This is a genomic window from Tsukamurella paurometabola, assembly GCF_900631615.1.
Taxonomy (GTDB): domain Bacteria; phylum Actinomycetota; class Actinomycetes; order Mycobacteriales; family Mycobacteriaceae; genus Tsukamurella; species Tsukamurella paurometabola_A.
Genome location: NZ_LR131273.1, coordinates 467023 through 489465, shown reverse-complemented (window position 1 = coordinate 489465; position 22443 = coordinate 467023). Strand labels below are relative to the sequence as shown.

Here is a 22443-nt window from a genome sequence, read left to right as displayed (position 1 = left end):
TCACCGCCTCAACAGGTGCGGCTCGTCGACCGACACGGACTTGCGGACCCGGAAGATGGCGATGATGATCGCGAGGCCCACCACCACCTCGGCGGCGGCCACGACCATCGTGAAGAAGGCGAGTACCTGGCCGTGGGGCACCGCGTGCATGCGGCCCGCGGTGACCAGCGCCAGGTTGGCGGCGTTGAGCATGAGCTCCACGCACATGAACACGACGATGGCGTTGCGGCGCAGCAGCACCCCGGCCGCGCCGATCGCGAACAGCAGCGCGGCCAGGTACAGGTAGAGATGCGGGTTCACGGAGACACCTCCTCGTCGCGGAGCACGTGCGGGACCTCGTCGTCGAGCGACGCGGCGCGGTCGGGCAGGGCGCGGCGTTCGCCGGGCGCGCGCGGCGTGAGCGTGTGGTTGACGGAGTCGAGGGCAGGCGAACCGTCGGGCAGTCGGGCCGGCAGGTCGACGGCGTTGCCCAGCGCGTACACACCGGGGTTGGGCAACGGCGTGGCCCGGCGGCCCTCGCGGAACCGGCGGATCGACTGCTCGCGCTGACTGAGCGCGGTGGTGAGCTTCTCCCGGTGCGCCAGGATCATCGCGCCCAGCGTGGCCGTGATGAGCAGCGCGGCGGTGAGTTCGAACGCCCAGAGGTAGCGCACGAAGACGGTGTCGGCCAACGCCTCCACGGAGTTCGGCGGGTACTCGCCCGGGGGCGCCCCCTGCGCGGCCCCGGCGTCCCGTACCGAGGCCCGGGCGACGAGGCCGATGAGCAGCATGCCGAAGCCGAGCCCCGCGACGGCGGCGGCCACCCGGTGCCCGCGCAGGGTCTCCACGAGCGAGTCGGAGGAGTCGACGCCCACGAGCATGACGACGAACAGGAACAGCATCATCACCGCGCCGGTGTAGACCACGATCTGGACGACACCCAGGAAGGTCGCGCCCTGGGCGATGTAGGCGACCGCCAACAGGATCATGGTGGCGGCCAGGCACAGCGCCGAGTAGACGGCCTTGGAGGCCAGCACGACGCCCAGCGCGAAGACGACCGCGGGTACCGCGACGATCCAGAACGCCCACTCCTCGCCCGTCATTCGTCCACCGCCCCGCGGTAGTAGTCCGCGGCCGTGAGGCCCTCGCGCATGGCGTGCGGTGGCGGCTGCTCGCCCTCGTGCAAGGGGGCCAGCAGGTCGTCCTTGTCGTAGATCAGCGCGCCGCGATCCCGGTCGGCCATCTCGTAGTCGTTGGTCATCGTCAGCGCGCGCGTCGGGCAGGCCTCGACACAGAGGCCGCAGCCGATGCACCGCAGGTAGTTGATCTGGTAGGTCCGGCCGTAGCGCTCGCCGGGGGAGTACCGCTCCTCCTCGGTGTTGTCGGCGCCCTCCACGTAGATCGCGTCCGCGGGGCAGCTCCACGCGCACAACTCGCAGCCGATGCACTTCTCCAGGCCGTCCGCGTAGCGGTTGAGCTGGTGGCGCCCGTGGTAGCGGCCCGCGGTGGGTGCCTTCTCCTCCGGGTAGTTCTCGGTGACCGGTTTGGTGAACATCGTCCGCAGGGTCACGCCGAACCCGGCGAGGCCGAGCGGGTGGCCTCCGGGTGGGGGCGATGCAGCATCAGCCATGGGACGCCTCCTTCGCATCCGCCTCACTCGGCAGGGCGCGCCGAGCGGGCTCGGACAGGTACTGGCCCGGCAGGGGCGGCACCGGGAAGCCGCCGGCCATGGGATCGAAGGGCATCGAGAAGGTCTCGGGGTCGGGGCCGGGATCGGGCGCCTTCTGGCGACGGTGCCGCGCCACCAGGACGGCGAGCACGACGAGGGTGAACAGCAGTGAGACGACGGGGGCCAGCACCGTCGTGGAGCGCCCGGTGAGCGCCCACGCCTGCACCGCGCCGGCGACGAGCACCCAGGCCAGCGCCGTGGGGATCAGTAGCTGCCAGCCGAAGCGCATGAACTGGTCGTACCGCAGCCGCGGCAGGGTGGTGCGCAGCCAGATGAAGGCGAACAGGAAGCACCACACCTTGCCCACGAACCAGACCACCGGCCACCAACCGGAATTGGCGCCCTCCCACATGTTCAGCGGCCACGGCGCGTGCCAGCCGCCGAGGAACAGGGTGGTCGCCAGGGCGGAGACCGTGGTCATGTTCACGTACTCCGCGAGCATGAACATCGCGAACTTCAGCGAGCTATACTCGGTGTGGAAGCCGCCCACCAGTTCGCCCTCGGCCTCGGGGAGGTCGAACGGCGCGCGGTTGGTCTCACCGACCATGGAGACCACGTAGACCACGAACGAGGGCAGCAACAGGAAGACGTACCAGGTGCCCTCCTGCCGGGCGACGATGCCCGACGTCGCCATGGTGCCCGCGTACAGGAAGACGGCGGCGAACGAGAGGCCCATCGCCACCTCGTAGCTGATCACCTGCGCCGTGGACCGCAGCCCGCCGAGCAGCGGGTAGGTCGAGCCGGAGGACCAGCCGGCGAGCACGATGCCGTACACGCCGATGCTGGTGATCGCCAGGATGTAGAGCACCGCCACGGGAAGGTCCGTGAGCTGCAGCGGCGTCCACGTCCCGAACACCGAGACCTGCGGTCCGAAGGGGATCACGGCGAACGCCATGAAGGCGGGGATGGTGGCGATGATCGGCGCGAGCAGGTAGACCGGCTTGTCGACGCCCGCGGGCGTGATGCCCTCCTTCAGCGCGAGCTTGATGCCGTCCGCGAGGGACTGCAGGATGCCGAAGGGACCCACCCGGTTCGGCCCGTACCGGTGCTGCATCCGCGCCATGACCTTGCGCTCGATGAGGATCGCGGCGAGCACGGTCAGTACGAGGAAGGCGAAGATCGCCACGGCCTTGAGCAGGATGAGCCACCACGGGTCGCGGCCGAAGGCGGAGAGGTCGACCGGGTCGTGCGGTCCGAGGGCGAGGGTCATCGTGCCACCCCGATCCCCACCACGGCGCCCCAGCCGACGCCGAGGGTCTCGGCGACGGTGCTCCCGGGAGAGTTTCGCGGCACCCACACCACGCCGTCGGGCATCTCGGTCACCGCGAGCGGCAACGTGATGGTGCCGCGGTCGGTCGAGATCGATACGTCGGCGCCGTCCGCGGCGAGGATGCCGGCCGCCGTCGCCGCGGACATCCGTGCGACCGGGCGGCGCGCGGTGGCCGCGAGGTCGGGCTCCCCGTCCTGGCCGCGGCCCAGGTCGAGCAGCTGCCGCCACGTCGCGAGCAGGGCCTCCCCATCGCCAGGAGCCCCGACGGTGCCGGGTCGCCCGGTGACGGGGCGGCGCGGCAGCCGGACGGTGCCGAGCGTGCGGAGGGCGGCGGCGGCCCCGTCGCTGTCGGTGAAGCCGAGGTCGGCGCGCATCGCCCGCGCGAGCACGGCGAGCACCCGCGCGTCGGCGAGGGCGCCGGGCGTCGGGAGGGCGGCGGCGAAGGACCGGTCGCGGCCCTCCCAGTTCCGGAACGTGCCCGCGCGCTGGGTCACGGTGGCGACGGGGAGCACCACGTCGGCCCGGGCCGTCACCTCGGACTCGCGCTGTTCCAGGCTCACCACGAAGGCGGCGTCGAGGGCGCGGCGCGCGGCCCGTGGGTCAGGCAGATCCGCGACGTCCACCGCGCCGCACACCAGTGCGGGGAGTTCGCCGCTCGCCGCAGCGGCGAGGATGCCTGCGGTGTCGCGACCGGGCCCCTCGGGCAGGGTGACGCCCCAGAGGCTTTCGAGCTCGGCGCGGTGGGCGTAGTTGGCCGTCAGCCGACCGCCGGGGAGCATCCCGGGCAGCGCGCCCCCGGCGACGGCGCCGGGCTCGCCCGCGCGGCGCGGGATCCATGCGAGCCGAGCGCCGGTGGTGCCGGCCAGTGCAGCGGCGGCCGCGAGCGCGTTCGGGGTCTCGGCGAGCCGCTCGCCGACGAGGATCACCGAGCCGGGCTCCGTCAGCCGCTCCATGAGGGCCGCGTCCGCGAGGGCGGCGGGTTCGTCGCCGGGCGGGCAGGGCAGCAGGGTGCCGTGGAGGCGGCCGAGGCCGCGCGAGGCGAACGGGGCGATCGACAGCACCCGGGTGCCGCAGGCCCGGACGGCCTTGCGCAGCCGCAGGTGCACGATCGGCGACTCCTCCTCGGGTTCGAGGCCGGCGAGCAGGACGACCGGCGCCGCCTCGAGGTCGGCGTACGTCACCCCGCCCACGGCTCCGGAGGCGAGGAAGGACGCCTCCTCCGCGCTGTGCGGCCGGATCCGGAAATCGATGTCGTTGGTGCGCAGTGCGATGCGGGCGAAAGCGGAGTAGGCGTAGAGGTCCTCGACGGTGCCGCGGCCGCCGGCGAGGACGCCCGCCGCCCGCCCGGTCAGCCCCTTCGCGGCGGCCGCGATCGCCTCCGGCCACGACGCCGGGGCGAGGGCACCGTCGGCCGCGCGGACCAGGGGCGTCGTGAGCCGGTCCGGCGCCGACGCGTAGGTGAACGCCCAGCGTCCCTTGTCGCAGCTCCACTCCTCGTTGACCTCCGGGTCGTCGCCCGCGAGGCGGCGCAGTACCTCGCCTCGGCGGTGGTCGACGCGCAGCGCGCAGCCGCTGGCGCAGTGTTCGCACGCCGACGGGGTGGAGGTCAGGTCGAAGGGGCGGGCGCGGAACCGGTACGACGTGTTCGTCAGCGCGCCGACCGGGCAGATCTGCACCGTGTTGCCGGAGAAGTAGGAGTCGAGCGGCTGATCGCCGGCGACGCCCACCTGCTGCAGCGCACCGCGATCCATGAGTTCGATGAAGTCGTCGCCGGCGATCTCGTCCGAGAAGCGGGTGCACCGGGCGCACAGGACGCAGCGCTCGCGGTCGAGCACGATCTCCGCCGAGAGGGGGATCGGCTTGGGATAGGTGCGCTTGTCGGCCGCGGGAAAGCGCGAGGTGGCGCGGCCGGCGGACATCGCCTGGTTCTGCAGCGGGCACTCGCCGCCCTTGTCGCAGACGGGGCAGTCCAGCGGGTGGTTCACCAGCAGCAGCTCCATCACGCTCCGCTGCGCCCCCGCCGCGGCGGCGGAGGTGGCCTGCGTCCGCACGACCATGCCGTCGGTCACCGTCGTCGTGCAGGAGGCGAGCGGCTTGCGCTGGCCCTCCACGTCCACCAGGCACTGCCGGCACGCGCCCGCGGGGGCGAGCAGTGGGTGATCGCAGAAGCGGGGGATCGCGATGCCCAGGTCCTCGGCGGCGCGGATCACGAGAGTGCCCGGCGGGACCTCGATCTCGATGCCGTCGATGGTGGCCTTGACGGGTTCGGGCGCGGTCATCGCGCACCTCCCGGGACCGGGGCCTCGCGCATCGAGGCGGCGGGGTCGAAGGGGCAACCGCCCTCGGCGACATGTCTCGCGTACTCCTCGCGGAAGTACTTCAGGGAGCTCTGGATCGGGCTCGCGGCACCGTCGCCGAGCGCGCAGAAGGCCTTGCCGAGCACCCCATCGGCCACCTCGGCGAGCGTGTCGAGGTCCTCCGCGCGGCCCTCGCCCTCCTCCAGCCTGCGCAGCAGCCGCACCAGCCAGTAGGTGCCCTCGCGGCACGGGGTGCACTTCCCACAGGACTCGTGCGCGTAGAACTCCAGCCAGCGCAGCACGGCCCGCACGACGCACACGGTGTCGTCGAAGATCTGGAGCGCCTTGGTGCCCAGCATCGAGCCGGCCCCGGCGACCCCCTCGTAGTCGAGCGGCACGTCGAGGTGCTCCGCGGTGAGCAGCGGCGTCGACGATCCGCCGGGCGTCCAGAACTTGAGCTCGTGCCCGGGCCGGACACCGCCCGCCAGCTCGAGCATCTCCCGCAGCGTCACCCCGAGTGCGGCCTCGTACTGGCCGGGGCGGACCACATGCCCCGAGACCGAGTACAGCGTGAAGCCCGGCGACTTCTCGCTGCCCATGGTGCGGAACCACTCGGCGCCGCGCGCGAGGATCGCCGGGACGCTGGCGATCGACTCGACGTTGTTCACGCACGTCGGCGAGGCGTACAGGCCGGCGACCGCGGGGAAGGGCGGCCGCAGTCGCGGCTGCCCGCGGCGGCCCTCCAGGGAGTCGAGCAGCGCCGTCTCCTCGCCGCAGATGTACGCGCCGGCACCGCCGTGGACCACGAGCTCGAGGCTGAAACCGCTCGGACCCATGGGTTTGCCGAGATAGCCCGCCGCGTACGCCTCGGCGACGGCGGCGCGCAGCCGCCGCTGCACGCCCAGTACCTCGCCACGGACGTAGATGAACGCCCGCCGTGCTCGGATGGCGTACGAGGCGATGATGACGCCCTCGATCAGGGTGTGCGGCGTGGCGAACATGAGCGGCATGTCCTTGCACGTACCGGGTTCGGACTCGTCGGCGTTCACCACGAGGTAATGCGGTTTGTCGGCGCCGGGTGCGGGGTCCTCGCCCGGGCGGAGCTGCGGGATGAAGCTCCACTTCAGGCCGGTCGGGAAGCCGGCGCCGCCGCGGCCCCGCAGCCCCGCGTCCTTGACCAGGGCGATCACCTCGTCGGGGGTCATCGTGAGCGCGCGTTCGAGTCCCTCGTAGCCGCCCGCGGCGCGGTAGGAGGTGAGGGTCCAGGGCTCGGGGTCGCCCCAGTGGGCGGAGAGCACGGGGGTGAGCTGCGCGGTCATGACTCCGCCTCCCGGGCGGCCTGCAGGCCGGCCATCGTGGGCGCGCCGCCAGCGCCGGAAGCGGAGACGGCGCCGGGCCGGGGGTCGTCGAAACCGGCCAGCAGCCGGGCGGTCTCGCGGAAGGTTCCGAGCGGGGCGCCGCGCGTCGGCGACGGTGGCCGGCCCGACCGGAGCGCGTCGACCAGGTCCCGGGCGCTCGCCACCGTCTGGTCGTCGAAGAACTCCCAGTTGACCATCACGACGGGGGCGTAGTCGCAGGCCGCGTTGCACTCGACCCGCTCGACGGTGACCTTCCCGTCGTCGGTGGTGCCGCCGGGGGCGATCCCGAGGTGTTCGCAGAGCGAGGACAGGATGGCGTCGCCGCCGAGCACCGCGCACAGCGTGGTGGTGCACACGCCGACCAGGTATTCGCCCGTCGGGCCGCGCCGGTACATCGAATAGAACGTGGCGACGGAGACCACCTCGGCGGCGGTGAGGCCCAGTGCGGCCGCGCAGAACTCGATGCCCGCGGGCGTGATGTAGCCGTCCTCGGACTGCACCAGGTGCAGCAGCGGCAGCAGGGCCGACCGCTTCTCGGGATAGCGTGCGATCAACTGTGCGGCGTCCGCCGCGAGCCGCTCGGCGACGGGCGCGGGGTACTCGGTGGGCGCGCCGGGCCGGTACAACTGCACGGCCTCCTGCGGTCGCGCGCCGAACTCGAGGAAGACGGGCTCGCTCATCGATCCACCCCTCCCATGACCGGGTCGATGCTGGCGACGGCCGCGATGACATCGGAGACCATGCCGCCCTCGCACATCGCCGCGACCGCCTGCAGATTCGTGAACGAGGGGTCGCGGAAGTGCACCCGATAGGGCCGGGTGCCACCGTCGCTGACGGCGTGCACGAGCAACTCGCCCCGCGGTGCCTCGACCGAGACCGCGACCTGGCCGGCGGGAACCGCGAAGCCCTCGGTGACGAGCTTGAAGTGGTGGATGAGCGACTCCATCGACTCGCCCATGATCTCCGCGATGTGCGCGCGCGAGTTGCCGAGACCGTCGGGACCGACCGCGAGGTCCGCCGGCCAGCCGAGGCGCGCATCGTCGACCATGACGGGGCCGGGCGCGAGCTTGTCGAGGCACTGCTCCACGATGCGGAGGGACTGGCTCATCTCCAGCACGCGGATCAGGTACCGGCCGTAGCAGTCGCAGCCACTGTCGGTGACCACGTCGAACTCGTAGTCCTCGTAGCCGCAGTACGGTTCGCTGCGGCGCAGATCGTGGGGCAGGCCCGTCGACCGCAGGACCGGCCCGGTGACGCCGAGCGCCATGCAGCCGGTGAGGTCGAGGTAGCCGATGTTCTTGGTCCGGGCGATCCAGATCGGGTTGTCCGTGAGCATCGACGACATCGCGTCCAGCTGTGGCGGCAGCGTCCGCAACAGCTCCCGGATCTGCGGGACCGCCTCGGCGGGCAGGTCGGCCGCCACGCCGCCGGGCCGGATGTAGGCGTGGTTCATCCGGAGCCCGGTGATCGTCTCGAAGACGTCGAGGATCTGCTCGCGGATCTCGAAACCGCGGAGCATCGGGGAGACGGCGCCCAGCTCCATACCACCGGTGGCCAGCGCCACGAGGTGGCTGGTGATCCGGTTCAGCTCCATGAGCAGTACGCGGATGACCGTCGCGCGCTCGGGGATCTCCTCCGTGATGCCCAGCAGTTTCTCCACCGCCAGGCAGTACGCGGTCTCGTTGAACAGCGGCGCGAGATAGTCCATCCGGGTGACGAAGGTGGTGCCCTGTGTCCAGGTGCGGAACTCCAGATTCTTCTCGATGCCGGTGTGCAGGAAGCCGATCCCGCACCGCGCTTCGGTCACGGTCTCCCCGTCGAGCTCGAGGATCAGGCGCAGCACGCCGTGCGTCGACGGGTGCTGCGGGCCCATGTTGACCACGATCCGCTCCTGGCCGATCGCCTCGGCGGCGATGTCGTCCCAGTCGGAGCCCATGGCGGTGAACTCGCTGTGGTCGGTGGTCACGAGTACGACCTCCGGGTGTCGGGCGCGGAGACCTCGGCGCCGTGGAACTCGACGCCGATGCCGCCCAGCGGGTAGTCCTTGCGCTGCGGATGCCCCTCCCAATCGTCCGGCATCTCGATCCGGGTGAGCGAGGGGTGGCCGTCGAAGACGATGCCGAAGAAGTCGTAGGTCTCGCGTTCGTGCCAGTCCGTCGTGGGGTACACGGAGAACAACGACGGGACGTGCGGATCGGCGTCGGGGCACGAGGTTTCGAGGCGCAGCCGGCGGCCGTGGGTGATCGACTGCAGGTGCGTGACCGCGCGCAGTTCCGCGCCGGCGTCCTCGGGGAAGTGCACGCCGGAGGTGCCCAGGCACATCTCGAACCGCAGGGCCGGCTCGTCGCGCAGCAGCCGCGCCACGGCGACCACGTGCTCGCGCGGTACCCGCAGCGTGACCTCGCCCCGGTGCACCACCACCGCGCGGACCGCCTCGGCGAAGGGCGCACCGTCGGTGCGGTCCAGGGCGTCCCGCAGCACGGCGAGCATCCCGTCGAAACCGTCGGGCAATGGTTCCTCGCCGGGCCCGGGCATCACGACGGGACGGCTGATCCGCCCGTAGCCCGAGGTATCGCCGGTGCCGCCGCTGAACATCCCGGTACGCGTCCGCACGACGTCGGGCTGGGGTGTCGTGCGCTCGACGGCGTCGCCGGGGTCGACGGTGCCGCCGGGCTCGGGCGGGTCGGGGGACTCGGTCATCGCAGCAGACCCTTGAACTCGATGGTCGGGCGTGCGGCGAGAGCGGCCTCCTCCGCGGCGCGGCGGGCGGCCTCGCGGTTCACGCCCATCGGCGTCTCCGCGACCTTCTCGTGCAGCGCCAGCAGTGCGTTGAGCAGCATCTCCGGGCGGGGCGGGCACCCGGGCAGGTAGATGTCGACGGGAACCACGTGGTCGACGCCCTGCACGATGGCGTAGTTGTTGAACATGCCGCCCGAGCTGGCGCAGACCCCCATGGCCAGGACCCATTTCGGCTCCGCCATCTGGTCGTACACCTGGCGCAGCACCGGTGCCATCTTCTGGCTCACGCGGCCGGCGACGATCATCAGGTCGGCCTGCCGCGGTGAGGCGCGGAACGCCTCCATGCCGAACCGGGCGATGTCGAAACGCGGGCCGGTGGTGGCCATCATCTCGATCGCGCAGCAGGCCAGGCCGAACGTGGCCGGCCACAGCGATCCCTTCCGCGCGTACCCCGCCACCACCTCGAGCGTCGACAGCAGGAATCCGCCCGGAACCTTGTCCTCTACCCCCACGGCGGAACCTCGCTCCCGACGAATCCGTCAGCGTGGCGCACCGCGGGCGCCTCCCTCAATCCCACTGCAGTCCCCCTCGCCGCCACTCGTAGACGTAGGCGACCGTGACGTTCACCAGGAACAGCGCCATTGCGAGCAGGCCGTACGTGCCCAGCACGTCGAAGTGCACGGCCCACGGATAGAGGAAGACGATCTCGATGTCGAAGATGATGAACAACATGGCCGTCAGGTAGAACTTCACCGGGAACCGGCCGCCGCCCGACGCGGGCGTGGGGGAGGGGTCGATGCCGCACTCGTACGCCTCGAGCTTCGCGCGGTTGATGCGGCGCGGCCCGACGAACCGGGCGACGCCCACGGAGAACACCGCGAAGGCGGCCGCGATCGCCCCCAGTACCAGGATGGGCACGTACAGGTTCACGGCGACGCTCCTTCCGCGGTGTATGCGAAATCCCATTCAGCAGAACCGGTTAGGCTCCCCTGAGTGAAGTTGTGAGCTACATCACAACTATATGTCCTACGTGTGATCGGGGTGGGCTTTTGGGGCGAGCGTGTCTGATTTTCAGAGGGTCGCGGTGGCGAGCAGTCGTCCGGCGGCCTCCGCCAGCTCGAACGGGTCGAGCGGGTGGCTCACCCAGGCGTCCGCCTGGGACCACCGTGCCAACCAGCGGTCGGCACGACGCGCTGTGACGACCAGCAGCGGAGGGCACGGATCGATCTCGTCGCGCACCTGCCGCGCCAGGCCCATGCCGCCCGCGGGGGCGGCCTCCCCGTCGAGCACGACCAGTGCGACCCCGCCCTCGTCGAGCCGCGCGATGACCGCCGGGGCCGTGGCGGCCTCGAGGACCGTGATCGGAGGTCTGTCCGGGGCGGGGCGTGTGCCCAGGGCCGCCGTGATCTCCGCGCGGTGGCGCGCGTTGGAGCTGTAGACGAGGACGAGCGGGGCTGCGCCGGTCATGGTCCCCACGATAGGGACGAGGATCGGGTTACGAGGCGGTTTGCGGGTAGTGCCGCGCCGCCACGTCCGGGTGCGCCCGCAGGCGGCTCTTCCAGGCGTTCTCGCCGTAGGTGTCGAAGATCGGGTTGTCCGGGTCGACGGTGACGCCCGTGCGCAGCTCCGCGGGGAGCGGCAGGTGCGGCATGCGCGCCGTGACCGACGGGTTGAAGAAGTACGGCACGGAGATCCGGTCGGCGCCGGTGCGGCGATTCACCACGCGGTGCTCCGTCGCATGCAGGTAGCCGTCGGTGCCGACCTCGAGCATCTCGCCGATGTTCACGATGAACGCGCCGGGCAGCGGTGGCACGTCCACCCATACGGTCGCGCCGGGCGGCAGTACCTGCAGGCCCTCCGACGCCGGGTCCACCAGCAGCAGCGTCAGCACCCCGGAGTCCTTGTGCGCGCCCACGCCCTGGGCGGTGGCCGTGCCCGCGGGATAGCGCACCACCTTGATCAGCGTCGCCGGCCGCTCTGCGAAGGCCTCGTCGAAGACGTGCGGGTCGGCGCCCAGTGACCGCGCCCACGCGCGCAGCAGCGCGAGCGAGATCCGCGACAGGTCCGCGTCCCAGCGCTCCATGACCGTCCGCAGCTCCGGCAGGGCCGCCGGCCACTGGTTCGGGCCGAGCAGGTTCCGGTAGTCCGGTCCCGGGCCCGACGGTGCCGGGTCCTCCCGTCCCAGATCGATCTGCTCCCGCCAATCCACCTCGCCGCGGGTGAGCTCGCCACCGAGACGGGTGTACCCACGGAAGTGGGGCGAGTTCGTCATCGCGACGGCGTCCTTGTCCGCCTGCGGCAGCGCGAAGAAGGCGCGGGCCACGGAGAGCACCTCGTCGATGCGGTCCTGCGGGAGGCCGTGCCCCGTCAGATAGAAGAAGCCCACGTCGTGCGCGGCGGCGCGGACGGCACCGTCGAACCGCGCGGGGTCGGTGTCCAGGAGGGCGAGGTCGAGCACCGGGACGGACATGACCGCAGGGTAGCGCCGGACGGTCCCGGTATGAGTGGATCCGATCAGCGTGATCGGGACTTCGTGCGCGCCGGGCTTCGTGTCGTGGGTGCCGGGCACTAGGCTGGCTGCTGAGTTGCCCCCGAGCTCGGCCAGTGCATAAGGAGAGACCGTGTCCGAAATCATCCAGGTAGGCGCCCGCGAGATTCTCGATTCGCGTGGTAACCCCACGGTGGAGGTCGAGATCGTGTTGGCCGATGGCAGCTTCGCCCGTGCGGCGGTGCCGTCGGGTGCGTCCACCGGTGAGCACGAGGCCGTGGAGCTGCGCGATGGTGGCGACCGGTATCTGGGTAAGGGTGTGACGAAGGCCGTCGAGGGGGTGCTGGAGGTCATCGCGCCGGAGGTGATCGGCATTCCGGCGGATGAGCAGCGGATCATCGATCAGACGCTGCTGGATCTGGATGGCACTCCGGATAAGAGCCGCCTCGGCGCGAACGCGCTGCTCGGCGTCTCGCTCGCCGCTGCGAAGGCCGCCGCCGAGTCCGCCGCGCTGCCCCTGTTCCGCTACCTGGGTGGCCCGAACGCGCACATTCTGCCGGTGCCGATGATGAACATCCTCAACGGCGGCGCCCATGCGGACAGTGGTGTCGATGTGCAGGAGTTCATGGTCGCGCCGATCGGTGCCGAGACCTTCAAGGAGTCGCTGCGCTGGGGTGCGGAGGTGTACCACGCCCTGAAGTCGGTGCTCAAGAGCAAGGGGTTGAACACGGGGCTGGGTGATGAGGGTGGTTTCGCGCCGTCGGTCGCCGGCACCCGCGAGGCGCTGGACCTGATCTCCGAGGCCATCGGCAAGACCGGCCTGCAGTTGGGCTCCGATGTGGCGCTCGCGCTCGATGTGGCGGCGACGGAGTTCTACGGCTCGGGGGGCTACAAGTTCGAGGGCAAGACCCTGAGCGCGGCGGAGATGGGGGAGTTCTACCGGGGTCTGATCGGGGAGTTCCCGCTGGTCTCGATCGAGGACCCGTTGTCGGAGGACGACTGGGAGGGCTGGGTCGATCTGACCGATGCCATCGGCGACAAGGTGCAGTTGGTGGGTGATGATCTGTTCGTGACGAACCCGGAGCGGCTTGAGGACGGTATCGCTCGGGGTGCTGCGAACGCTCTGTTGGTGAAGGTGAATCAGATCGGCACGCTGACCGAGACGTTGGATGCGGTGGCGTTGGCGCATAACAACGGTTACAAGTCGATGATGAGTCACCGTTCGGGTGAGACGGAGGACACGACCATCGCGGACCTCGCCGTCGCCGTGGGCAGCGGCCAGATCAAGACGGGTGCGCCGGCCCGGTCGGAGCGGGTCGCGAAGTACAACCAGCTGCTGCGCATCGAGGAGGAGCTCGGCGATGCCGCGCGGTACGCCGGCGACACCGCCTTCCCCCGCTTCGAGTTCACCAGCTAGCCGAGTAGTACCCCGAGAGTCGAAGGAGCACAGCCGAAGTGAGCAGCAGGTCCCGCCTCGTGCGCAGCCCGTCGGGCGCTGAAGCCCGCGCGGACGGTCGGAGCGCCGGGCGCACCGTCGTGCTGTTCCTCGTGCTGTGCGTCCTCGCGCTCACCCTCGCGGTGCCGGTGCGGACGTACATGTCCGAGCAGGCCCGCGAGGAGAAGGTCGCGGCCGAGCACGCCCAGTTGTTGGCCGACATCGCCCGGCTCGAGGAGCAGAAGCGCCTGCAGGACGATCCGGAGTACATCAAGGCCCAGGCCCGGATCCGGCTGCAGTACGTGATGCCCGGCGAGACGCCGTACCGCGTGCAGGTGCCCGGCGCCCCGAAGCCGACGCCGGAGCAGGTGGAGGCGGAACAGGCCAAGCAGAACCCCTGGTACACCAATGTCTGGCGCACGATCGCGGTGCCGCACTGATGAGTGACGCAGTCTCCCAGGAGGACCTGGACCGGGTCGCCGCGCAGTTGGGCCGCACCCCGCGCGGCGTCCTCGCGATCGCGTACCGCACGCCGGACGGCGAGCCCGCCGTGGTCAAGACCGCACCGCGACTCCCCGACGGGACGCCCTTCCCGACGCTCTACTACCTGACGGACCCCCGGCTCACCGCCGAGGCGAGCCGCCAGGAGAGCGCGGGACTCATGCGCGAGATGGAGGCGCTCCTCGCCTCCGACGAGTCGATCGCCGAGAACTACCGTGCGGCGCACCGGCATTACCTCGAATCCCGCAACGCCCTGGAGGACCTGGGTACCGACTTCACCGGCGGCGGCATGCCGGACCGGGTGAAGTGCCTGCACGTACTCATCGCCTACGCGCTCGCCGAGGGGCCCGGGGTCGTCCGGCTGGGCGACGAGGCCGTGGCACTCGCCGCCGCGGCCGGCCTGCGCGGCAACGCGGTCCCCGCCGACTGGCCGGAGCCGCAGTTCCCCTGGGGTGGTGAGTGAGCCCCCTGGTCGTCGCGGCGATCGACTGCGGTACCAACAGCATCCGCCTGTACGTCGCGCGGTCCACCGCCGCGGGCCTGGAGGAACTGCACCGCGAGATGCGGATCGTCCGGCTTGGCCAGGGCGTCGACGCCACCGGTGAATTCGCCGCAGAGGCCCTCGAGCGCGTACGCACGGCGCTGGACGCGTACGTCGCCACCGCACTGGAACTGGGCGCGACCCGGGTGCGCATGGTCGCGACCTCGGCCGCCCGCGACGTCTCGAACCGCGACGCCTTCCTGGACCTCACCGCGGCCGCGCTGGGCCGGATCACGCCCGGCGTCCGCGCCGAGGTGATCGCCGGCACCGAAGAGGCCGAACTCTCCTACCGCGGCGCCACCGCGGGCCTCGACGCAGCCGACCCGGCCCTTGTCGTCGACCTCGGAGGGGGGTCGACGGAGCTCGTCGTGGGTTCGGGAGGCACCGTCGCGCACGCTCATTCGGCCGACATCGGCTGCGTCCGCATCACCGAACGCGCGCTGCGCACCGACCCGCCGACCGACGCGGAGGTGGCGGACGCGATCGTGCACATCGACGCCGCGCTCGACGGAGCGACCGCGGTGGTGCCGCTCGATGGCGTTCGCACGTGGATCGGGGTCGCGGGAACCTTCACGACGCTCGCCGCGCTCGCGCACGGGCTCACGGAGTACGACCCCGCCCGCATCCACGGCTCGCGGGTGCCGCTCGACGATCTGATCGCGCTGTGCCGCCGGCTGGTGGGCATGACCTCGGTGGAGCGCCTGGCCCTCGGCCCGATGCACCCCGGTCGCGCCGATGTGATCGGCGGCGGCGCGCTCGTGGCGATGCGTCTGGCGGAGCGACTGGCCACCGTCGGCGTGACCGAGCTCACTGTTTCCGAGCACGACATCCTCGACGGCGTGGCCATGGGGCTCGCCGAATCCGGGAATTAACGCACTGTTGACGAACTCACAGCCTTTCCGCAGCGCACGAAGCAGTTCGGCCGCCTAACGTCTTCCTCGAACGGCGAAAGGGAGTCGAAGATGACGAAGGCAACCGAATGCGTGATCGTGGTACTGGACGGCACCGACGCGACAGCACGACTGGTCGCTGAGCTCGCCACGGCGGGGAACCGGGTGACCGCGGTCGGCTCGAACTTCCGCGACGTGGTCTCCGTGCTCTCCGGTGACGTCTACGCGCTCGTCGCGGACCTCGCCGACCCCGAGCAGTGGGCGACGGCCGTCGGTCGCGCCGAGGCGCGGCACGGCACCGTCGACACGGTGCTCGACCCGGCCGGCCGGCTGGCGTCCCGCGCGGCCTGACCGACCCGCACCGTCCGACCCCGGAATCGGGGTGGATATCCGGGACTTCACGGAGGCGGGCGCGGCGATGCGGTCCTAGCTTTGCCGCATGACGACGACCAGCCCGTCGGTGCCGCGGATCGCGGCGCTCGACGCCCTGCGCGGTTTCGCGCTCGGCGGGATCTTCGCGGTCAACATCGCCATCATGGCGAACCCGGCCGGATTCGCGGAGGGGCCGGTGCGGGCCTTCGAGGAGATGTTCCTGCACAACCGCTTCTACGTGCTGTTCTCCTTCCTCTTCGGCTACTCGCTGACCCTGCAGTTCCGCTCCGCGGAGCGTGACGGCGCGAACGCCACGGCGCGCACCGTGCGCCGGCTCGCCGCGTTGGTGGCGATCGGCACCCTCCACACCGTGTTCCTGTTCACGGGCGATGTCCTGTTCGGCTACGGCGTGATCGGCTTCGCCCTGCTGGCGCTGCGCGGACTCGGTCCGCGGTCCGCGCTGCGCCTCGCCGGTGTGCTGTACGGAGCGTGCCTGGTGTTGTTCGTCGCGCTGACCGTCGCACGGATGGGCCAACCGCCGGATGCGGCGCAGACCGCGGCCGACAACGCCGCCGCCCTCGACGCCGTCCGCGCGGGCTGGGGCGAGGCCGCGATGTACCGCTGGACCGACGGTGTCGATCGCCTCGCGCCCACCGTCGTCTTCGGACTGCTCAACGTGCTGCCGCTGTTCCTGGTCGGCCTCGCGGCGGGGAAGGTCCGCCTGCTCGAGGACCCGGCCCGCTACCTCCCGCACCTCCCGCGGGTGCAGGCGGTCGGATTCGGCCTGGGGCTTCCGCTCTCGGTGATGCCGGTGGCGCTGCACATCCCGCACACCGAGGCACTCGGGTACGTCTCCGGCCCCCTCCTGGCCGCCGCGTACGCCGCCACCTTCCTGCGGGTGATCCACGCCCGCCCCGCCGTGTCCGAGGTCTTCGCCCCGGCAGGCCGGATCAGCGCCACGGTGTACCTGTCGCAGTCGCTCATTGCGGCGATCGTCTTCACGGGTTACGGATTCGCGCAGGCCGGAAAGTGGTCCGACGGTGCCGTACTCGCCTTCGCCGTCGTCGTGTTCGCCCTCCAGCTCGCGGCGGCGCGGTGGTACACGCGACGGTTCCGGTACGGCCCCGCCGAATGGGTGCTGCGGGTGGCGACGTACGGCGGGACCCGCAGCGTCCGCGAGCACGCGCGCACCGCGGTCAGTGAGCGAGCTTGAGCCCGATGACGCCGCCGACGATGGCCAGGATGCAGACGATCTTGATCAGGGACGCGGACTCCTCGCCGGTTGCCATGCCGTAGACCACCGTGAGGGTGGCGCCGATACCGACCCAGACCGCGTACGCGGTGCCGGTGGGCAGGTCGCGCATGGCGTAGGCGAGCCCGGCCATGCTCGCGACGAGCGCGACGCCGAAGACGATCGACGGGGTGAGCTTGGAGAAGCCCTCGGACTTGCCGAGCGCGGTGGCCCAGACGGCCTCGAGAACGCCGGAGACGACCAGAACGATCCATGCCATGATGCGAACCTCCTCAGGTACACACCGTCTTTTCGCTCGCCGGGTACGGTGTGCCTCGTCCGGATGTCCTTCGCGACGACAACCAGATTACTCGACCGAGTCCGACGGGCAAGTGCCGGTGACGAATCTGACCCGCGCACTAGGGTGAGCGATATGACGCGCGAACTGGTGTACACGGGATTCATCTCGCTCGACGGGGTGGCGGATTCGCCCGGCGGGACGGTCGAGGGGCACCGCAGCGGCGGCTGGGTGGCGCGGCACGAGTTCCTTCCCGAGGCCTTCTCGCTCAAGGGCGAGGAACTGGGGGAGACGACGGCGCTGCTGTTCGGGCGGCGCAGCTACGAGGCGTTCGGCGCGGTGTGGCCGCAGTCCGAGGACCACGCCGCCTACCGGGACCTGCCGAAGTACGTCGCGTCCACGACGATCGGCGAGGGCGATCTCGTCGACGGGTGGGGCGGCACCACGATCCTGCGGTCGGCGGAGGACGTCGCCGCCCTCAAGCAGACCGACGGGGGCTCGATCTTCATCCACGGCAGTTGTGAACTCGCCCGCAACCTCGCCGACGCCGGCCTCATCGATCGCTACAACCTCCTCGTCTTCCCGTACCTGCTCGGCGCGGGCAAGAGCATCTTCGGCCGCCAGGACCGCGACGCGACGGCTCTGCGCCTGCGGGAATCGCAGGCGTACCCGAACGGTGTGCTCAAGGTGATCTACGACGTGATTCGTTGACCGGTCCGCCACGCATCCCCGGTTTCGGGAACTTGCGTGTGCGGGAGTCGTCCGTACCGTCGGGGGCATGTCCGATCTAGCCCTTCAACTCAGCGAGAACGGACGGCAGTGGCTGATCCACACGCCTCTGGAGATCGGCCTCTACGTCGTCCTCGCCGTCGTCGTCCGGTACGTGCTGCACCGCGGCATCGACCGGCTCGTCCGCGGCAACCGGCGCGACGGCGACTCGGCCCCACGGCGATTCGGCCTGGATCGGCTCCGCGGCAGACTCGGCAGCCGGCGGCTGCCCGCTGTACGGCGGCGCACCGTCGACGATCCGGCGAAGGCGCAGCGCGACCGGGAGGCCCGGGCCCGGCGGGCGCAGCGGGCGGAGACCATCGGGTCGGTGCTCAAGTCCGCGGTCTCCTTCCTGGTGCTCATCTGGGTGGTGATCCAATCGCTGGCGATCCTCGGGGTGAACGTGGCTCCGCTCATCGCCTCCGCCGGTGTGGTGGGTGTGGCCCTGGGCTTCGGTGCGCAGAACCTGGTGCGGGACTTCATCTCCGGAATCTTCATGCTGATCGAGGACCAGTACGGCGTGGGCGATGTTGTTGACCTGGGGGAGGTGACCGGCACCGTCGAGACCGTGGGCATGCGGATCACGACGGTACGCGACGTGCAGGGCACGCTCTGGTACGTCCGCAACGGTGAGATCATGCGCGTCGCCAACTTCAGCCAGGACTACGCGGTGGCCTTCCTGCAATTGCCCATCTCGTACTCCGCCGACGTGGACCTCGCGTGCCGCGTCGCCCTCGAGGCGTCACTGGATGCGGTGGCCGAGGCGCCGCTGGCGGACGACGTGCTCGGAGCACCCGACATGCTCGGCGTCGACGGTGCCACGGCCGACCGGGTGAGTATCCGCCTGACCGTGCGGGTGCGCGCCAACCGGCAGTGGGCGGTGGAGCGCGAGCTCCGGCGCCGCATCCTGCGCGCCTTCGACGAGCACGGCATCGCCCCGCCCTACCGCAGCGGACTCCCGGTGGCCGCCGGGGTGCAGGACTGACCTGGGTCTCTCCCGGGAGTGCCGCGGGGAGCGGACGATTCGGTCATCATGGACGGATGCGCAGTGTCACCTACTCCCTGAGCACGTCGGCGGACGGGTACATCGTGGGGCCGGACGGGGCCTTCGACTGGTCCCAGCCCGACGAGGAGGTGTTCCGCTTCGCCACTGATGAGGTGCGGGGACTGGATGTCCACCTGATGGGGCGGCGGCTGTACGAGACGATGCTGTACTGGGACACCGCCGCGGAGACCCAACCGCTGGACGCCGACGAGCGGGTCTTCGCCGCGCTCTGGAAGGACCTGCCGAAGGTCGTCTTTTCCACGACGCTCACCGAGGTGCACGGCGCCAACACCCGCCTCGCCCATGGTGACCTCGCGGAGGAGATCGCCCGGCTGCGCGGCGAACCCGGCGAGGGGAACATCGGCGTCGGCGGCGCCGGCCTGGCCGCCGAGGCAGCTCGGCTGGGGTTGCTCGACGAGTACCGCGTGCGCGTGTATCCGGTGCTAGTCGGCGGCGGAACCCCGTACTTCCCGCAGCAGGGGACGGCCACCGCTCTGGAGCGTGTGGGCGGCCGATCCTTCGCATGCGGCGTCGATTTCGTGCACTACCGCGTGCTGCGCTGAACCGTGACCGCGCAGGTTCCTGCGGCGGAATTGATGAGGTCCTGAGCGAAGCGTTCGACGGTCGCATTCGTCGGCGGATCAGATGGCCAGGAGTATCAACCAGCCGAAGCAGATGAGGAGAGCGACGCCCGACAGCACCATTCCTCGATCGCTAGCCCCCCTCGGCGACTTCGCCAAGCCGACTCCGGAGAGCAGTAGTCCGATCGGCGACAGCAGCCAGGCGATCATGCCGATCAACGGGATGAATGCGAAGAGCAGCGCCAGGAGCCCTGCCTGATCGGCATCTTTCCGGACATTGCGCGGCCGGTCGGGTACGCGCGCTGCGACAGGTGCCCCCAGTCGGACTCGAACCGACACTCGGCGGATTTTAAGTACTCCCGGTGTGCTGTTCTCCGAGATACGCCACCAGGCATGACGCCATTGTCGATCCCGCAGACTCGCAGGTGAGCGCCCATAACTGACCACCGTTTGACCACCAGCGGCTACCGCTGGCGCACCGCCAAGCTGGCGCCGGTGGGTAGCACGGGGGTGGCATGGCACCGTCCGTTCAGCGATTCGCCTGGCTCCCCTGCGTGCGCTGGCCGCTGGTCGGACGGTGGGCGTACGGTGGCAGCAGCCAGCACGCCGCAACCGGGCAGTACCCGCAGCGCCCGCGACCCGAGGTCGCAGCTGTCGCAGTTCAGGTTCACCGCGAACCGCGTAATTCTTCGCTTGGTCAGAGACCGGCGTCGTCGAGAAAGAGCCCCGACGAATCCAGTCCCTTCTACCGAACGGAGAAATCCATGAACGCCACCCTGACCCCGCCCGATCTCCGCGATCTTCGCGACGAACTGTTCGCCTTCGGCGGTGACGCAGCCACCGGCTATTCGACCGCGGGCGATGTGCTCGTGCACCAAACGGCCGACGGCGTCGATCTTTCGTCCCTCTGGTCCGACGCGCAGGCCGCGATGGCAATGTGGAATCAGAAGCGCTCCGCGCTGGCTTCGCTCATCTCGTACTCGACGGTGAACGTGGGCGACGCCATTCCGCAGAGTCTCGGCGGCGACCATTTCGAGGTCGCGTCGGAATTCGGCGAGCCGACCGGTCTCCGCGCAGAGCCGAACGCGCTTCTGCTCGGGTATGACTACGAGGACTACGACATCGCGTCGCGGTTCACCTGGAAGTTCTTGCGCGATGCGAACGCTGAGCAGGTCCGCAGCGTCGTCAACCGCGTGATGGAGGCCGACAATCGTCAGACGACCGGCGCGATCCTCCGGCGGCTGTTCAGCCCCGAGCAGGGGGCCAACGAGTTCGGCACTCCGGTTTACGGCCTCTACAACGGCACCGACGGAATGATCCCGCCCGAGTACGCCGGTCAGGTGTTCCCACCCGAGACCAGTCACTACCTCGTGAGCGGGAACACCGATCTCGACCCCGGCGACCTGAAGGATGCAATCGACCAGGTCCGCTCCAAGGGCTTCGGCGTCGACGGCAATTCTCGGCTGATCATCCTGGCGAACCCCGCGGACGGCGAGATCATCCAGACCTTCCGTGCAGGCATCGCCACGAACGGCATCGAGAGCAAGTACGACTTCATCCCGTCGTCGTCCGCCCCGGCGTACCTCACCACCGAGAACGTCGTGGGCCAGATCGCCCCAGCAGAATTCGGAGGCCTGGAGGTCAGCGGCAGTTACGGCCCGGCATGGCTGATCGAGAGCCACTACCTGCCCGTCGGGTACGTCGCCGTTGTCGCGACCGGTGGACCGAATAGCTCGATGAACCCGGTCGCCTTCCGGCAGCACAATAACCCCAATTACCAAGGCCTGCGAATGATTCCGGGCCGGGACCAGAGGTACCCGCTGCAGGATTCGTTCTTCGCTCGCGGGTACGGGACGGGCGTCCGGTACCGGGGCGCGGCGTGCGTCGTCCAGGTCAAGTCGTCCGGTCCGTACTCCGAGCCCGAATGGTCGTGGCGCTGATGCACGCGTCGCGACCGAGGACGACCGGTAGGCCGCTCGCTGGCAGTCACGAACACGACCTGCCCGAGCTGGAGCCGAGCGAATTCAGCTGGGGGCCGGGCCTCACGCCGCCCGAGCTCGCGGACGCTCCGCCCTCGCAGGGTGGGATGTATCGCGGGACGACGCCACCCATGCCTGAGTCCGAGGACTTGCGCGCCCTCACTGACGAGCTGGCCGAACGGCGCGCACGCCGCGAGCGTCTGCAGGGCGGTCGGCAATGAGCCGCCGCGTCCAGCGCAGGGACCGGCTGGGCCGGTTCGCTGGGGCGGGCTCGAAGGTCGTCAGCTCCACGAAGGCGGCGACGGCGAACGCGGGCAAGAAGGTGTCCAAGTCGGTGAGCAACGCCTACGTCCAGGGCAGCTTTGAGAAGCACCTGACCGTCGGTCAGGGCGGCGACTACAAGGGCGTGAAGATCGGTGCTGAGTTCCGTTCGCCCGCCGGTCGTGGAGTGGTCGCGAAGGGCATCGTCGGTTACCACGGCCGTCCTGATCGCCGGCTCGACGTCACGCCCTCGCTGGACAAGGCGCAGAAGAAGCTGACGGTCACCGCGCGGCCGAACCCCGCGAGCCGTAAGGCCACGGCAGGGACGAAGGTGCGGCGATGATCGCCGGCGATCTGCCCCAGATCGGACCTACGCCGTTGACGCAGCACCGGGCACGCCCTGTGGGCCACCCACCCCGCGCAGGGAGCCACCGCGACAGCCTGTGGCCCGCGATAGGCGGTTGAGCGGCCACGTTGCAGCCGCCCCACCACCACAACTACACAGCGAGCCGGGCACCGCCCGGCCACAGACTCGGTGAGTTCCCCGCTCACCGACGGCAGGTCGACTTGTCCCTGCCGCGCGTCGTCGACTTGTCCGACGCGGTGCGGGAGGAGAGCCAGGCTCGGCCCTCTTCCCGCAAACACCGAACCCCCGCCGAGGACGACTCGATCGCAATCATC

At 70.5% G+C, this 22443-nt stretch carries 26 protein-coding genes and 1 riboswitch; of the genes, 11 read left to right on the top strand and 15 right to left on the bottom strand.

The window, feature by feature from the left end; genetic code table 11:
- The 13 genes from nuoK to ELY19_RS02490 all read right to left on the bottom strand — a co-directional run bounded on the left by nuoK (nt 1) and on the right by ELY19_RS02490 (nt 11842).
- Entirely contained in the window at nt 1-300 is a 300-nt protein-coding gene (gene nuoK / locus ELY19_RS02550) for an NADH-quinone oxidoreductase subunit NuoK (RefSeq protein ID WP_126194801.1), read from the bottom strand.
- The gene (locus ELY19_RS02545) at nt 297-1082 is read right to left on the bottom strand and encodes an NADH-quinone oxidoreductase subunit J (protein WP_126194800.1); all 786 of its coding nucleotides are present in this window, start codon (nt 1080-1082) and stop codon (nt 297-299) included. The genes nuoK and ELY19_RS02545 overlap by 4 nt, the downstream gene beginning before the upstream one ends.
- Nucleotides 1079-1609, bottom strand: a complete 531-nt coding sequence (nuoI, locus tag ELY19_RS02540) for an NADH-quinone oxidoreductase subunit NuoI (protein ID WP_126194799.1) — start codon at nt 1607-1609, stop codon at nt 1079-1081. The genes ELY19_RS02545 and nuoI overlap by 4 nt, the downstream gene beginning before the upstream one ends.
- Nucleotides 1602-2918 (bottom strand): NADH-quinone oxidoreductase subunit NuoH, encoded by a 1317-nt coding sequence (gene nuoH, locus ELY19_RS02535; RefSeq protein WP_126194798.1) that lies wholly within the window; start codon nt 2916-2918, stop codon nt 1602-1604. The genes nuoI and nuoH overlap by 8 nt, the downstream gene beginning before the upstream one ends.
- The gene (locus ELY19_RS02530) at nt 2915-5257 is read right to left on the bottom strand and encodes an NADH-quinone oxidoreductase subunit G (protein WP_126194797.1); all 2343 of its coding nucleotides are present in this window, start codon (nt 5255-5257) and stop codon (nt 2915-2917) included. Before ELY19_RS02530 ends, nuoH begins: the two co-directional genes overlap by 4 nt.
- Nucleotides 5254-6594 (bottom strand): NADH-quinone oxidoreductase subunit NuoF, encoded by a 1341-nt coding sequence (nuoF, locus tag ELY19_RS02525; protein ID WP_126194796.1) that lies wholly within the window; start codon nt 6592-6594, stop codon nt 5254-5256. Before nuoF ends, ELY19_RS02530 begins: the two co-directional genes overlap by 4 nt.
- Entirely contained in the window at nt 6591-7313 is a 723-nt protein-coding gene (gene nuoE, locus ELY19_RS02520; protein ID WP_126194795.1) for an NADH-quinone oxidoreductase subunit NuoE, read from the bottom strand. Before nuoE ends, nuoF begins: the two co-directional genes overlap by 4 nt.
- On the bottom strand, nt 7310-8569 hold the full coding sequence (locus tag ELY19_RS02515; RefSeq protein WP_126198658.1) for an NADH-quinone oxidoreductase subunit D: 1260 nt from the start codon (nt 8567-8569) through the stop codon (nt 7310-7312). Before ELY19_RS02515 ends, nuoE begins: the two co-directional genes overlap by 4 nt.
- Before the next feature lie 26 nt (nt 8570-8595).
- Nucleotides 8596-9333 carry an NADH-quinone oxidoreductase subunit C gene (locus ELY19_RS02510; RefSeq protein WP_126194794.1) on the bottom strand — a complete coding sequence of 246 codons (738 nt, stop codon included), beginning with the start codon at nt 9331-9333 and terminating at the stop codon, nt 8596-8598.
- Complete coding sequence (locus ELY19_RS02505) at nt 9330-9884, bottom strand: NuoB/complex I 20 kDa subunit family protein (RefSeq protein WP_126194793.1); 555 nt, start codon at nt 9882-9884, stop codon at nt 9330-9332. The genes ELY19_RS02510 and ELY19_RS02505 overlap by 4 nt, the downstream gene beginning before the upstream one ends.
- A 55-nt stretch (nt 9885-9939) precedes the next feature.
- Complete coding sequence (locus ELY19_RS02500; RefSeq protein ID WP_126194792.1) at nt 9940-10302, bottom strand: NADH-quinone oxidoreductase subunit A; 363 nt, start codon at nt 10300-10302, stop codon at nt 9940-9942.
- Nucleotides 10303-10443: 141 nt separating this feature from the next.
- The gene (locus ELY19_RS02495) at nt 10444-10839 is read right to left on the bottom strand and encodes a response regulator (protein ID WP_126194791.1); all 396 of its coding nucleotides are present in this window, start codon (nt 10837-10839) and stop codon (nt 10444-10446) included.
- 28 nt (nt 10840-10867) lie between these two features.
- Nucleotides 10868-11842, bottom strand: a complete 975-nt coding sequence (locus ELY19_RS02490; RefSeq protein ID WP_126194790.1) for an isopenicillin N synthase family dioxygenase — start codon at nt 11840-11842, stop codon at nt 10868-10870.
- 151 nt (nt 11843-11993) lie between these two features.
- On the opposite strand from ELY19_RS02490, the gene eno reads away from it, so the two are divergent.
- The 6 genes from eno to ELY19_RS02460 all read left to right on the top strand — a co-directional run bounded on the left by eno (nt 11994) and on the right by ELY19_RS02460 (nt 16812).
- Entirely contained in the window at nt 11994-13277 is a 1284-nt protein-coding gene (gene eno / locus ELY19_RS02485; RefSeq protein ID WP_126194789.1) for a phosphopyruvate hydratase, read from the top strand.
- A 38-nt stretch (nt 13278-13315) separates the two neighbouring features.
- The gene (locus ELY19_RS02480; protein ID WP_126194788.1) at nt 13316-13735 is read left to right on the top strand and encodes an FtsB family cell division protein; all 420 of its coding nucleotides are present in this window, start codon (nt 13316-13318) and stop codon (nt 13733-13735) included.
- The gene (locus ELY19_RS02475) at nt 13735-14259 is read left to right on the top strand and encodes a DUF501 domain-containing protein (RefSeq protein WP_126194787.1); all 525 of its coding nucleotides are present in this window, start codon (nt 13735-13737) and stop codon (nt 14257-14259) included. The genes ELY19_RS02480 and ELY19_RS02475 overlap by 1 nt, the downstream gene beginning before the upstream one ends.
- Complete coding sequence (locus ELY19_RS02470; protein ID WP_126194786.1) at nt 14256-15209, top strand: Ppx/GppA phosphatase family protein; 954 nt, start codon at nt 14256-14258, stop codon at nt 15207-15209. Before ELY19_RS02475 ends, ELY19_RS02470 begins: the two co-directional genes overlap by 4 nt.
- Nucleotides 15210-15299: 90 nt before the next feature.
- Nucleotides 15300-15578: a Rossmann-fold NAD(P)-binding domain-containing protein gene (locus tag ELY19_RS02465; protein WP_126194785.1), complete on the top strand. Its 279-nt coding sequence runs from the start codon at nt 15300-15302 to the stop codon at nt 15576-15578.
- An 88-nt stretch (nt 15579-15666) separates the two neighbouring features.
- Entirely contained in the window at nt 15667-16812 is a 1146-nt protein-coding gene (locus ELY19_RS02460) for a DUF418 domain-containing protein (RefSeq protein WP_126194784.1), read from the top strand.
- On the opposite strand, the gene ELY19_RS02455 is transcribed toward ELY19_RS02460, so the two are convergent.
- The gene (locus ELY19_RS02455; protein WP_126194783.1) at nt 16796-17110 is read right to left on the bottom strand and encodes a DMT family transporter; all 315 of its coding nucleotides are present in this window, start codon (nt 17108-17110) and stop codon (nt 16796-16798) included. The genes ELY19_RS02460 and ELY19_RS02455 overlap by 17 nt on opposite strands.
- Nucleotides 17111-17128: 18 nt before the next feature.
- Nucleotides 17129-17195: riboswitch (guanidine-III (ykkC-III) riboswitch) on the bottom strand.
- A gap of 68 nt (nt 17196-17263) precedes the next feature.
- On the opposite strand from ELY19_RS02455, the gene ELY19_RS02450 reads away from it, so the two are divergent.
- The 3 genes from ELY19_RS02450 (at nt 17264) to ELY19_RS02440 (ending at nt 19504) form a co-directional block, all read left to right on the top strand.
- Complete coding sequence (locus ELY19_RS02450) at nt 17264-17839, top strand: dihydrofolate reductase family protein (RefSeq protein WP_126194782.1); 576 nt, start codon at nt 17264-17266, stop codon at nt 17837-17839.
- 67 nt (nt 17840-17906) lie between these two features.
- A complete protein-coding gene (locus ELY19_RS02445; RefSeq protein WP_126194781.1) occupies nt 17907-18881 on the top strand; it encodes a mechanosensitive ion channel family protein in 975 nt (324 codons plus the stop codon).
- A 56-nt stretch (nt 18882-18937) separates the two neighbouring features.
- Nucleotides 18938-19504, top strand: coding sequence for a dihydrofolate reductase family protein (locus ELY19_RS02440; RefSeq protein ID WP_126194780.1), 567 nt, complete (start codon nt 18938-18940; stop codon nt 19502-19504).
- 78 nt (nt 19505-19582) lie between these two features.
- On the opposite strand, the gene ELY19_RS02435 is transcribed toward ELY19_RS02440, so the two are convergent.
- Nucleotides 19583-19861, bottom strand: a complete 279-nt coding sequence (locus ELY19_RS02435) for a hypothetical protein (protein ID WP_126194779.1) — start codon at nt 19859-19861, stop codon at nt 19583-19585.
- Nucleotides 19862-20286: 425 nt separating this feature from the next.
- On the opposite strand from ELY19_RS02435, the gene ELY19_RS02430 reads away from it, so the two are divergent.
- Nucleotides 20287-21462, top strand: a complete 1176-nt coding sequence (locus ELY19_RS02430; RefSeq protein WP_164711699.1) for a hypothetical protein — start codon at nt 20287-20289, stop codon at nt 21460-21462.
- A 256-nt stretch (nt 21463-21718) separates the two neighbouring features.
- Nucleotides 21719-22105 (top strand): hypothetical protein, encoded by a 387-nt coding sequence (locus tag ELY19_RS02425; protein WP_126194778.1) that lies wholly within the window; start codon nt 21719-21721, stop codon nt 22103-22105.
- Nucleotides 22106-22443 lie beyond the last annotated feature (338 nt).

Excerpts from the sequence above, each read along its gene's own strand:
- ELY19_RS02495 (WP_126194791.1), bottom strand. The coding sequence starts at position 10,839 with ATGACCGGCGCAGCCCCGCTCGTCCTCGTCTACAGCTCCAACGCGCGC.
- ELY19_RS02430 (WP_164711699.1), top strand. The coding sequence starts at position 20,287 with ATGAACGCCACCCTGACCCCGCCCGATCTCCGCGATCTTCGCGACGAA.
- nuoH (WP_126194798.1), bottom strand. The coding sequence starts at position 2,918 with ATGACCCTCGCCCTCGGACCGCACGACCCGGTCGACCTCTCCGCCTTC.
- ELY19_RS02515 (WP_126198658.1), bottom strand. The coding sequence starts at position 8,569 with ATGGGCTCCGACTGGGACGACATCGCCGCCGAGGCGATCGGCCAGGAG.
- ELY19_RS02455 (WP_126194783.1), bottom strand. The coding sequence starts at position 17,110 with ATGGCATGGATCGTTCTGGTCGTCTCCGGCGTTCTCGAGGCCGTCTGG.
- ELY19_RS02465 (WP_126194785.1), top strand. The coding sequence starts at position 15,300 with ATGACGAAGGCAACCGAATGCGTGATCGTGGTACTGGACGGCACCGAC.
- ELY19_RS02475 (WP_126194787.1), top strand. The coding sequence starts at position 13,735 with ATGAGTGACGCAGTCTCCCAGGAGGACCTGGACCGGGTCGCCGCGCAG.
- ELY19_RS02510 (WP_126194794.1), bottom strand. The coding sequence starts at position 9,333 with ATGACCGAGTCCCCCGACCCGCCCGAGCCCGGCGGCACCGTCGACCCC.
- nuoI (WP_126194799.1), bottom strand. The coding sequence starts at position 1,609 with ATGGCTGATGCTGCATCGCCCCCACCCGGAGGCCACCCGCTCGGCCTC.
- ELY19_RS02490 (WP_126194790.1), bottom strand. The coding sequence starts at position 11,842 with ATGTCCGTCCCGGTGCTCGACCTCGCCCTCCTGGACACCGACCCCGCG.
- ELY19_RS02425 (WP_126194778.1), top strand. The coding sequence starts at position 21,719 with ATGAGCCGCCGCGTCCAGCGCAGGGACCGGCTGGGCCGGTTCGCTGGG.
- ELY19_RS02460 (WP_126194784.1), top strand. The coding sequence starts at position 15,667 with ATGACGACGACCAGCCCGTCGGTGCCGCGGATCGCGGCGCTCGACGCC.
- ELY19_RS02440 (WP_126194780.1), top strand. The coding sequence starts at position 18,938 with ATGCGCAGTGTCACCTACTCCCTGAGCACGTCGGCGGACGGGTACATC.
- nuoE (WP_126194795.1), bottom strand. The coding sequence starts at position 7,313 with ATGAGCGAGCCCGTCTTCCTCGAGTTCGGCGCGCGACCGCAGGAGGCC.
- ELY19_RS02530 (WP_126194797.1), bottom strand. The coding sequence starts at position 5,257 with ATGACCGCGCCCGAACCCGTCAAGGCCACCATCGACGGCATCGAGATC.
- ELY19_RS02545 (WP_126194800.1), bottom strand. The coding sequence starts at position 1,082 with ATGACGGGCGAGGAGTGGGCGTTCTGGATCGTCGCGGTACCCGCGGTC.
- nuoF (WP_126194796.1), bottom strand. The coding sequence starts at position 6,594 with ATGACCGCGCAGCTCACCCCCGTGCTCTCCGCCCACTGGGGCGACCCC.
- ELY19_RS02445 (WP_126194781.1), top strand. The coding sequence starts at position 17,907 with ATGTCCGATCTAGCCCTTCAACTCAGCGAGAACGGACGGCAGTGGCTG.
- ELY19_RS02450 (WP_126194782.1), top strand. The coding sequence starts at position 17,264 with ATGACGCGCGAACTGGTGTACACGGGATTCATCTCGCTCGACGGGGTG.